We start from the raw sequence: 2,242 nt of genomic DNA, 5'->3' as shown, positions 1-2,242 counted from the left end.
TGACAGCGCTGTGGTTCCCGCCGCGGTGCTGGATTTCTGCGCCGCGCGTCTGCCTTCGCAAGAGGAATTCTTGGCGGATGGTGAAGAATGCTCGGCAGGGGGCGAAGATCCCGCCGTGTTCCTGCGGCGGCAGCTTGTGGAAACGGGCCGCGCCGGACATCCCGTCTGGGCGGGCATGCCCGGCGTATTCGCCGATGCCCTGCGCCTGCATCTGAATTTTTTTCTCCAGCGCATGCCTCCGGATTTTGACCCTTACCGTGCCTGCTTCGGCAATCTTGTGCTGGCAGGCGGATACCTGCACCATAAACGTGATTTCGGGCCGGTGCTGGCCTTTTTCAGCCGTCTGCTGCAGACGCGGGGCGTGGTGCGCCCTATTGTGAACGAAAGTCTGCATCTGGCGGCTGAACTGGATGACGGCTCGCTGCTTGTGGGGCAGCACAGGTTCAGAAATCTTCCCCGGCCCGTAAAACGGCTTTTTCTTACGGTACATGAGCCGGAACGGCTCGACACCAGGGAATACCCCCGGCTTGCCGCCACTGCCTGCCGCCCGCCGCTGGCTCCGGCTTCCAGCGTATATCTGGGTTCGGCAGGGGCCATATGCTACCCTATGGGCAGCTTTTATACCAGCGTGCTTGCGAATCTTCTGCCGCAGGGCGTGGGGCGCACTGTGGCTGATGCCCATTGCCCCAAGGTTTTCATCCCCAATTCCGGCGGTGATGCCGAACTGTTCGGCCTTGGTGTTGCGGGGCAGGCAGCCATGATTCTGCGCCACCTGCGCGAAGACGCCCCCGATGCGTCCACCGGGCGGCTTCTCCATTATGTGCTGGCGGATTCGCGTAACGGCCGTTATGAGGGCGGGCTTGGCTCCGAAACCCGGCGCGCCGTGGAAGATATGGGCCTGCGCCTGATTGACCGCCCCCTGGTATACGAAAACGATCCGCAGCACCATGATCCGGAACTGACGGCGCGCGCCTTGCTGGAGCTTTTGCCCGGCAACCCTGTGGAGATATGAGTGAAGCCCGTGCGCAAAAAATTTTGCGGGAACCGGCAGGGTGACAGGAAGCAGAACAGGCCCTTGCGGAGTGGTACGCCCCGGGACGCCAGCCGGGGAACTGCTGCCGGTCGTGAGCAGCCGATGCAGGCCGCCAGAAAGAGCGTACCCGCTACCCGCACCGCGCAGGCTTCTGATGCGGGAATTTTTGGCGCGGCCACCGGCACAACAGCGGAGGTAACGGCGGCCCCCAACGCGTGCGGCCCTTCTGCCGCAGCCGTTTCAGCAACTCCTGGTGTACATGCTACAGGTGATGCAAATTTTACGTCAGCCTTTGGTGAAGCCTGCACCTCTTCCGGTGCTTCTTCCGGAGTAAGCCCCGCAAGCAGCGCGAGCCCTGCTGTTTCCACTGGCAGCCCTGCGGACGCGCCCGTACAGGAACTTTGCGTTGATGAACGCCAGGCGGGGCTGAGGCTTGATCATGCCCTTGAATGTCTTTTGCCGCATATGGGCTTGCGCGGGCGCAAGCGCTGTATTGAAAATGGCGGCGTGTCCGTAAACGGTCGTGCCGCAAGCGCTTCACGTCGCATGCGTCTGGGGGATGTGGTGCGCCTGCACCCTGCGGCAGTGCGAGAAAGTCCGGTGGTTTTATGTGACGGATTTTCCGGAACGCTTTCTTCTTCTTCTTCTTCTTCTTCTTCTTCTTTTTCTTCGCCGTCGTCTTTGGCAGATGCTGAGGCGTCGTCGTCCTCGTCTCTATCGTCGCCCCCACCTTCTTCCGGCGTCCTCACAGCCAGCGGGCTGCGCATGCTCGGCAGGCAGGGCGAATACTGCTTTTTCAGCAAACCCGCGCAGATGCACAGTGCGGCGCTGGCGGGTGTTGCCGGTGTGAGCGTGGAGGCTCTGATGCCCGCCCTTGTTACGCAATGGGCAAAAGAGCAGGGCAGGGGCAGTACGGACTTCGACCCTGCAAAGCTTGCGCTGCTCCAGCGTCTGGATTTCGGCACTTCTGGCCTTTTGTGTGCGGCGCTCTCAACTCTTGCTGCGGATGGCTTTCGTGCGGCGGAAGCGGCAGGGCAGTGCGAAAAGCGCTATGTGGCGCTGCTTTCGGGTGAGCTTTCCGGCCCTGTGGTGGCGCGTCAGGAACTGGATGTCAGCGCGAGGCGTAAAAGCCGCCTGCGGTCCGGTCTTGCGCACCACACGCGCTGGACGGAATTTTGGCCCCTGCATGTCTGGAAGGCGGCTGACCCG

The 2,242-nt window shown here is 62.1% G+C and carries 2 protein-coding genes; both read left to right on the top strand.

From position 1 onward, the window contains the following. On the top strand, positions 1–1,012 hold a 1,012-nt coding region (locus V6C16_RS11585), incomplete at its 5' end, for a 2-phospho-L-lactate transferase CofD family protein (protein ID WP_333543274.1). 123 nt (positions 1,013–1,135) lie between these two features. Then, positions 1,136–2,242 (top strand): pseudouridine synthase (locus V6C16_RS11580; RefSeq protein WP_333543273.1); only part of this gene is annotated, 1,107 nt, incomplete at its 3' end.

This window comes from Desulfovibrio sp. 1188_IL3213 (genome assembly GCF_036763145.1).
Taxonomy (GTDB): Bacteria; Desulfobacterota; Desulfovibrionia; order Desulfovibrionales; family Desulfovibrionaceae; genus Desulfovibrio.
The sequence above is the reverse complement of the archived record's forward strand: the minus strand, read 5'-3'. Positions and strand labels throughout refer to the sequence as shown.